The sequence below is a fragment of the Peribacillus sp. P4_C12 genome (assembly GCF_056402095.1).
This window is the reverse complement of the sequence record NZ_JBFUIB010000143.1, coordinates 1-8,432: the sequence shown is the minus strand read 5'-3', so window position 1 is coordinate 8,432 and position 8,432 is coordinate 1. Positions and strand designations below refer to the sequence as shown.

The window sequence follows — 8,432 nt, the reverse complement described above, 5'->3', positions numbered from 1 at the left end:
GGGTGATGGATGTTTAGCACCCTTTACGACTCCCGTATTTTTTAGTACGGTAACAATTATTCTTGTGCTTCTGATCAGCGGTTTAGATTTTAATGATTATTCAACAGGTAAAGACATCATTACCTATTTCCTAGGCCCAGCTACCGTTGCCTTGGCCGTACCACTTTATAAAAATAGGACCATAATTGTTAAATACGGAATTCCTGCTATTAGCGGCATGATTTTAGGGCTTACGGTAACATTAATTCTTGCCTTCGTCATCGCCAATGCCTTTTCTCTTCCACAGTTCATTCTTCAAGGATTAGCGGTTAAGTCAATTACAGTACCAATCGCTGTAGAAATCACCGAACTTTATGGAGGTAACCCTAATGTTTCAGCTGCCTTCGTTATTTTGACCGGAGTATTAGGTACGATGATTGCCCCTAGAATGATGGATAAACTTAACATTACTATGCCATTCGCTCGCGGCATTGCTTATGGTACTATTGCTCATGGTCTCGGTACTGCGCAAGCTGCACAGGAAAGTGAATTTACTGGTGCTGTCGCAGGAGCAGCCATGGCTATCGCCGGTATCCTTATTTCCTGCTTCTTTCCTCTAATAGATAATTTTTTATAAAATAAAAGAACCGCAACGTCAAGAGACGTTGCGGTTCTTTTGAAACTGCAAGGCCTATCTCATCATCAATCTCATGACCCATATTATTACAAATACGCATTAAATTGTCGGTTGATTTCTGTTTTCTACATGAATAAAAATTCAGACAAAAGAAGGGTCTTCCTACTAAATTTTTGCTCTGATGAAAATCAACAGGTTTAATATGATTGTATTAGTGCGATACCCTAAAAGTCCTGCAACAGAGCAACTTGTGAAAACGTTGTGTATATAGAGAAAATAATGTTTATTTTTTTATCCCTGTTTTTTTATGCTGAACTTAGTTATTAGGCAGTTTTTCATTTTTAAACGGATTGTATTCGAGAGTACCAGCATTGGCAAGGTTAACATTTATGTTAATTTGTTCGAAAGAATTTGCATGCAAATAATCCTTCGGTTCGTTAATATTGTTGTTCTTCCAAAATCGCAAGTCTTTTCGGTACAATTTTTGGCCAAGACCAAGTGGATCTCCATTGCGTTTTAAGCCAATTTCAAAGGTTTGTTCAATGTCTTTTTTTATATAATCTTGAACAAATTTTTCAAGGTTTTTCAAGCTATCGTTTGTTGATAATTCTAAAATACTCCCCTTGATGTCAACATCTAAGGTGAATTTAGCTTCATTATTCTTCACAATCGGTTTAATTTTTACATGAGGGTGAGTTAACGAAATATAAGTTGTACCATTCGCTTTTGTGAATTCGATTGGTGTTCTATTCGTTTTCTTTGTAATCCAGCGCGATCCCTTCAAGTCTTCAACTGAATACCAATTCATGGATTTTTTATAATAAATTACATAAGCCCCGTCAATTGTAAAGGTCTTCCGCTTTTTTTTATCTTCAGTCCAATCATTTCCACTCCATGAAATAGTTGGGAGTGTTGTTGTGATAGATACATCCCTGTAAGTGGAAATAAAGGTTCTCAATGTAATCGGTTCAATATAGGAAAGGTTTTCATAGATAGGTTTTGGAAAATGCAACTCAGAGTATAAAGGGGTTAAATTGAAAAACCCTTTTATAGAAAACAATTCATCCAAAGGTTTTTTTGTCGCAAAAATATTACTTGAATACCTGATTAAATTAAATCTGAAGGCGGCATCCACTATATCATTAATATTATGCTCTATTGCTTTATCTGTGAGCACAAATGTTGAAACTTGTCCAAGATATAATCGCTGTTGAGCTGTTTGATATAAGTGATTAATGGCTTCTGATATGGATTTCCCACTATGTTTGCCTATATAAACTTTTGTTGGTTCCGAACTTTTAGCTTCAGTTTTGGCAACAGCAGACAAATCAACAAGTTGCACATACACAACATACTTACCGTCTTCATAATCTACTCCTAAAGCAGTTACATAATGGATATCCTGAATGTCTTTATAATCCCAGCAACCTGTTAAAATGAACAAGACCGAAAAGATAAGGAAAAGCTTCGACAAACGTCGTGTCATTGTTACTCCCCCTTTTGCGTGCGATCAAGAGCACCTTCATTTTTTTTCTTTGAATACCACGGTCTTTTGAAAATAGCATCTGTAAGTTTTCGGAAATCAGGCGGTGAAAATTCATTCATATATGGAACTCCAAATGACTCAAGACAAGAGACCCAACAAGTAACAATTAAGAAACCAACAAGAAGACCATAGATGCCTAGGACAGAACCTAATATTAAGATAAATAAACGAAGCACAGAGACAGTCCCCGTTAAAGATTGATTAACTAATGTATAAGATGCGACTGATGTGACCGAAGCGATAACAAGCATCGTTGGGGACGTCAAACCGGCACGGATAGCTGCATCACCGACAATTAAACCACCTACAACCGCCACAGTTTGACCAACTGCTTGTGGCAGCCTTACTCCAGATTCTCGAAATAGCTCAAATAAACCGAGCATAAGGAACATTTCAATGGCAACAGAAACAGGTAGGCCCAACCTTGAGATGCTGACTGTTGCAAGTAAAGGAAAAGGCATCTGGTCAATGTTATATGCTGATAAAGCTACCCAAAACCCTGGAAGTAAAATAGAAAAAATCAAACCAAATACACGAAGAAACCGTTCAAAAGAAACGAATAGAAAAGGAAGACTCGAATCTTCAGCTGCTTTAATCTGAAGCAATAAAGTGGTCGGGGCTATGATAACAGTAGGTGCACCGTTCATAAGTACTATAAACCTGCCTTGGGTTAATGATCCGACACAAAAATCGGGTCTGCTTGTATAATGAGTCAAAGGAAATAATTTGAATTTCCCTTTAGAGATGAGTTCCTCAAGCTGATGGCTACTAATTAACACATCAACATCTAGAGTATTCAGTCTTTCACGGACGAGCCTAACAAGTTCGGGATTGATGATGTCATCTATATACATCAGTGCTACTGTAGTTTGACTGCGCTTTCCAATAATAAACTCTTCGTAAGAGAGGGAACCTGTTCTCAGCCGTTTACGAATGAGAGCAACGTTTGTCGAAAGGTCTTCAACAAATCCATCACGTGGCCCACGAAGGGATACTTCAAATGAAGATTCCTCTGGCTTCCGGTTGGGAACATCAGGCAAAGGTAATGAAAATAGCTGTTGTGATTGTTGAAAGAAAATTAACACTTCGCCGCTAAAAATCCGTCTATTTATATCGTCGTTGTCAATTGGACTGCAAGAAATTTCTGTCAATGCTAATGAAGGATGAAATGCTGTTATCATATTTCGAATATTATCTTTCTTATCTAACATTGATTTGAGGTTTCGTAATACATTGCCATTCAACTCAAGAGTATCTACCATTCCAGGATAAAAAAATAAAGTGATTTTAGCTGTTTCATCATTTTCACCTAATATCACCTTAAATGATACATCCGGACTATTACTGAAAAGCTGCCGGAAGAACTCTTCGTTATAAAATGACTGTTCAATTTGTTTATTTTTGAATAGTTTCATCAGAAACATCCTTCCGTTTAGGTTGTATAACTGCGGTAACTGTAAACAAAAGAATTAGGGTTACAAGGAAAAAGAACGTTCCTTGAAAATAATAGTTCTTTAAAAAATCATAAAAAATGATATTACTAAGAGGAATAATAGTGATGATAACCATCATAATGGCAAGACTCATGAGTATCCCCTTTTTAATGAGCGGTGATTTGACTCTTAATAAATCAGGAATTAAAAACATAGCTATAGAAATTCGAATAAATGCGCCTGAAAGCCATTGATATATGGAAAAGAAGTCAGTATGAGCAATATATTTTCCAATTGTCAACAGTCGCCATTGTTCATAAGCCGGATAGCGCATTTCATTAGACAGGACGGGTCCAAACTCAACAATGGCACCAGTAAGCGGCCCGAGAATTAATATAGTTACAATAACCATCATTCCAATAACTGTTTTCAGCTTAATGGAATCCCCATTAGATAGGTGATGCTGGAACAATATCATGATAATCAACTCCAAATATCCATTTGCTATGTAGTACATTGACTTAATGCCATGAAAATAGCCTTGTTCGAATAGAGGAAATAAAAAATCATAATTTTTTTCGGGAATATTACCAGTGGCTACAAAGATACCAAGGATAATGACAAAAGGTAATAAAATAGCTGAATTAATAGCAATTGATCTAAGATTCGAGTAAGAAAGTGCAGCACATATCAACGCAAAAGGAATAATAATGGCAAATGGTGGTGTTTGATTTAAAGAAGTTGTATTGATCCAGTCAACCATATCTTTAGCTGTCGTCAAGATGATCATAATCAAATAAATTACGAGGAAAAAGAAAATCAGCTTGGTAAATCGTTTACCAATCCGATTTTCCAGCCAGGGAAAGAGATGTTCTGTTTTTTTCTTTTTTAATATCCAATATAAAAGGAACCCCCAAGCTATTGATAAAAGTCCTGTAAGAGCGGCAAATAACCAAGCATCTCTTCCCGCTACCTCTAGTACGAGAGGAATAATCATAACGTGATTCAGCAATCCTACTGAAAGGACAAGAATATTTAGTGAGGATTTGGAATTAATCTTTGTCATGTTTTAAACTCCGAACTTAAAGTATTTGAACCCGCAAACTGCTGTTTACTGTTTATTATTGAGGTTTATCTTTTGCTGAATATAGGGTTTATATCCAAGGATTATTTTTCATACAAAAAAGAAGCCGATCCTCTAGTTAGAAATTCCCAAAAAGAGTCGGCTTCTTTATTATTTATTCTAGTTTCGTACTATTCTTCTATTATAGACTTTTCACAAATTTTTTTAGGTTTACTAATCTCCTCACAAAAAGTTAACAATGTTTAGAAAAAATAACCACAACGTACTAGCAGTTACGGTTCTTTTATGGTTTCTCTTTTTGCAAGTCTTCGTATAAACGTCTCAAAATATGGGTTTTATAAAGCTCCAGCTTTCTTCGCTCAATTGGATGGTATCTTATTTCTGCATCTTTTAATTGTTTAACGAACCATCCTTTGGAATATTTATAAGCCATTCTACCCCCTCCTCTGTTCGAAAAAGATATGCTTTGAAGAGGGAATTGATACTTATTTTTTTGCTGTCATTACATCAATTAATAATTCATACATTTCAGCCGCCGTTTTGAATGGGCGCTTTTGACGCATTTTCGCTTGATACTCATCTGATTTATTCACTAAATCAGCTAATGTGCTATTAAAGATTTGATCATTTAAATCTTCTTCTTGAATGACTTTACAAAAACCTTGTTTTTCAAAGCTTGAAGCATTTAAAATTTGATCCCCACGAGATGCATTGGCACTTAGTGGAATGAGCAACATTGGCTTTTGCAGACCAAGGAATTCAAAGATTGAATTTGAACCAGCCCTTGAAACAACTACATCAGCCGCTGCTAAAAGGTCAAATAATTCTTCGTGGACATATTCAAAAGGAGCATACCCTCTTTGTTTCAATTCCGCTTGGACATTCCCTTTTCCACAAATATGAATAATCTGGTAGTCATTTAATAATGCTTCAAGGTTTTCAGTAATCAATTTATTGATTTTTACAGCTCCAAGGCTGCCACCCATCACGAGTAACACTGGCTTGTTGTTCGTAAAACCACAAAATGCTTTTCCACTCGAAGCGTTTCCAGAAAAAATCCCATCCCGTAATACTGCTCCAAGATACATGGCCTTCTCTTTTGGCAAGTCCTTTTCTGTCTCCTGGAACGTGGTGAAAATTTTCGATGCAAGCGGCATTGCAATTTTATTAGCTAGGCCAGGTGTATAGTCCGATTCATGTATGGCAATCGGGATTTTCAGCATCCTTCCCGCCAATACGACTGGTACGGATACGAACCCGCCTTTTGAAAATATGAAATCAGGCTTTGTCTTTTTTAAAATTTTTCGTGCATCAAAAATCCCTTTAATGACTCGGAAAGGATCTTTTAGGTTCTCCGCTGATAGGTATCGTCTGAATTTACCAACTGAAATCGTTTCATAACGGATTTCAGGAAATTCCTTTTCGATAATATTTTTTTCTATACCTTTTTTTGAACCAATATAAGTAATATCCCAATCATGCTCTAAAAATTCCGGGATAATGGCTGCATTAACAGACACGTGGCCGGCTGAGCCGCCTCCGGTAAACACTATTTTCTTAGTCAATATTTCCACCTTCCAAACTTAAAAAATCACTTTGCATCCATATTACCATATATCCCTAACATTAATAACTTGAAAAAGTATTCAGTGAACCGTAATGTAACGTAATAAATGTAATTATCGAATAATTTTCCTTTTTCATTATGAATATATTATAATCTTAGTATTCTACAATACTACAAGATACATTGGAGGAGTAATACATTGCAAGAAGTTTCTCAATCTCTCCATCAATTTGATGGAATAGAGGCATGGACCAAACTAGGAATTTCAATAGGTATTTTTCTAATCGTCCTTTTGCTTCGGAAAGTATTTACCACCTATATATTCAAGTTCTTTCTACGAGTTGCAAAAAAACGCAAAGTTGAATTTGCAGCCAACTTAATGCTTGCCTTAGAACAGCCGATGAGATGGCTTATCGTTTTGCTCGGTGTGATTCTATCGTTGTATTATTTTCCGATTGACATACCTTCGGATGAATTAAAATCGAAGATATACCGTTCATTTTTTGCTTTCTTATTCTTTTGGACGATGATCAATATCAGTTCGATCTTAACCATCCTTTTTCCGAAATTGGTCAGTAAATTCGGTCTTGAGGTAGATCTAATTGTCATGCCATTCTTTACAAAAATCATTAAAATAATCATCATGGCTTTGGGCTTCTCTATCATTGCGGAAGAGTGGGGATTTAACGTCAATGGATTTGTTGCCGGACTTGGCTTAGGAGGATTAGCCTTTGCACTTGCCGCTAAGGATACCGTTAGCAATTTCTTTGGAGGAATTGTCATCGTTACAGAAAAACCCTTTACCATTGGTGATTGGATCAAAACACCAAGCGTGGAAGGAACCATTGAAGATATCACATTTCGAAGTACCAAAGTACGGACTTTTGCCCAAGCTTTAGTTACGGTCCCGAATGCTACCCTTTCGAATGAACCTATCATCAACTGGTCAAAAATGGGTAAAAGACAGATTGCTTTTCATCTAGGTATAAATTTCACAACACCAAAAGATAAGTTGGAAAACGTCATTAAGAGAATAGAAAATATGCTCATTGAACACCCAGAAATACATCCAGAAACGATTCTTGTGAAATTTGACGAGTTTAGTCATTCCGGTTTTAATCTCTACCTTTATTTCTTCTCAAATGCAACAGACTTTGGGGGATATCTATCAATCAAAGAAGATGTTAACTTTAATATAATGGAGATACTTGAAAAAGAAGACGTTCAAATCGCCATCCCTTCACAAGCATTCATCCTTCAAAAAGACTCAACCGCGGACATGAATGAATTTGAATCCATGCGCGACTGACAAAAAGACTTGCCGTTTTTACGGTAAGTCTTTTTTAGTATCAAATAAAAACTTAAACCATCACAAGCTTATGTGATATAATTCTTTCATTGTGTGGAAAATTTCAAATATTGATATTGAGGTACATCGATGAATCAGACTTATACAAAATCACAAAAGATCCGCCTATTATTTTATATATTAATCCCCATTCTGATCACTCAAATTGGCCTTTATGCCATGACATTTTTTGATGTGATGATGTCTGGACAGTACAGTACGGAGGACGTTGCTGGCGTTTCAATCGGCAGTTCACTTTGGACACCTGTTTATACGGGGTTGAGCGGGATTTTGATTGCCTTAACGCCGGTGGTCTCACAGCTCGTCGGTTCCAAGCAGTCGAAATCCGTTTCCTATTCAGTAATGCAGGCAGTTTATTTAGCCGTCACTTTAGCTTTAGTCATTTTAATCATTGGAGCGTTTGCATTAAACCCCATATTAAATGCCATGAATCTTGAAGATACTGTCCACCGGGTAGCCCATGACTATTTGATCGCTCTTTCAGTCGGGATTATTCCCCTATTCGTTTATAATGCGTTGAGAGCCTTCATTGATGCGCTTGGCCAAACTAGAATTTCTATGATAATAACCTTATGTGCACTGCCAATTAACGTCAYATTTAATTACCTGTTAATATACGGAAAGTTTGGATTCCCCGAACTTGGCGGCGTTGGTTCAGGGTATGCAACAGCAATTACCTATTGGTTAATTGCCCTGGTTGCCATCCTTGTTGTGGTGAAAATCAGCCCATTTTCGACCTATAAAGTTTTCCGTGAGTTTTTCCGGATTTCTTGGAAAGAGTGGCGTGCACTATTAATAATTGGGGTGCCTATCGGGC

General features: G+C 36.6%; 8 protein-coding genes. 3 read left to right on the top strand and 5 right to left on the bottom strand.

Features of this window, described 5'->3' with window-relative positions; genetic code table 11:
- Positions 1 to 616, top strand: a 616-nt coding sequence (locus AC1DUW_RS16340) for an LrgB family protein (protein ID WP_477642970.1), incomplete at its 5' end; no start/stop codon positions are given.
- A 316-nt stretch (positions 617 to 932) separates the two neighbouring features.
- Here the strand turns inward: AC1DUW_RS16340 and AC1DUW_RS16335 are convergent.
- The 5 genes from AC1DUW_RS16335 to AC1DUW_RS16315 form a co-directional block, all read right to left on the bottom strand.
- Positions 933 to 2,102 (bottom strand): Ger(x)C family spore germination protein, encoded by a 1,170-nt coding sequence (locus tag AC1DUW_RS16335; RefSeq protein WP_201224004.1) that lies wholly within the window; start codon positions 2,100 to 2,102, stop codon positions 933 to 935.
- Positions 2,103 to 2,104: 2 nt separating this feature from the next.
- Complete coding sequence (locus tag AC1DUW_RS16330) at positions 2,105 to 3,577, bottom strand: spore germination protein (RefSeq protein ID WP_053346575.1); 1,473 nt, start codon at positions 3,575 to 3,577, stop codon at positions 2,105 to 2,107.
- Complete coding sequence (locus AC1DUW_RS16325; RefSeq protein WP_477642969.1) at positions 3,558 to 4,661, bottom strand: GerAB/ArcD/ProY family transporter; 1,104 nt, start codon at positions 4,659 to 4,661, stop codon at positions 3,558 to 3,560. Before AC1DUW_RS16325 ends, AC1DUW_RS16330 begins: the two co-directional genes overlap by 20 nt.
- Before the next feature lie 301 nt (positions 4,662 to 4,962).
- On the bottom strand, positions 4,963 to 5,112 hold the full coding sequence (locus tag AC1DUW_RS16320; protein ID WP_083450787.1) for a DUF2639 domain-containing protein: 150 nt from the start codon (positions 5,110 to 5,112) through the stop codon (positions 4,963 to 4,965).
- A 52-nt stretch (positions 5,113 to 5,164) separates the two neighbouring features.
- Complete coding sequence (locus tag AC1DUW_RS16315) at positions 5,165 to 6,253, bottom strand: undecaprenyldiphospho-muramoylpentapeptide beta-N-acetylglucosaminyltransferase (RefSeq protein ID WP_376182405.1); 1,089 nt, start codon at positions 6,251 to 6,253, stop codon at positions 5,165 to 5,167.
- A gap of 192 nt (positions 6,254 to 6,445) precedes the next feature.
- Here AC1DUW_RS16315 and AC1DUW_RS16310 point away from each other — a divergent pair, with 192 nt between their 5' ends.
- Both AC1DUW_RS16310 and AC1DUW_RS16305 read left to right on the top strand, forming a co-directional pair.
- Positions 6,446 to 7,555 (top strand): mechanosensitive ion channel family protein, encoded by a 1,110-nt coding sequence (locus AC1DUW_RS16310; RefSeq protein WP_223305485.1) that lies wholly within the window; start codon positions 6,446 to 6,448, stop codon positions 7,553 to 7,555.
- Between the two features lie 129 nt (positions 7,556 to 7,684).
- The coding region (locus AC1DUW_RS16305; protein ID WP_477642968.1) for an MATE family efflux transporter at positions 7,685 to 8,432 on the top strand (748 nt) is incomplete at its 3' end.

Excerpts from the sequence above, each read along its gene's own strand:
- AC1DUW_RS16330 (WP_053346575.1), bottom strand. The coding sequence starts at position 3,577 with ATGAAACTATTCAAAAATAAACAAATTGAACAGTCATTTTATAACGAA.
- AC1DUW_RS16335 (WP_201224004.1), bottom strand. The coding sequence starts at position 2,102 with ATGACACGACGTTTGTCGAAGCTTTTCCTTATCTTTTCGGTCTTGTTC.
- AC1DUW_RS16320 (WP_083450787.1), bottom strand. The coding sequence starts at position 5,112 with ATGGCTTATAAATATTCCAAAGGATGGTTCGTTAAACAATTAAAAGAT.
- AC1DUW_RS16325 (WP_477642969.1), bottom strand. The coding sequence starts at position 4,661 with ATGACAAAGATTAATTCCAAATCCTCACTAAATATTCTTGTCCTTTCA.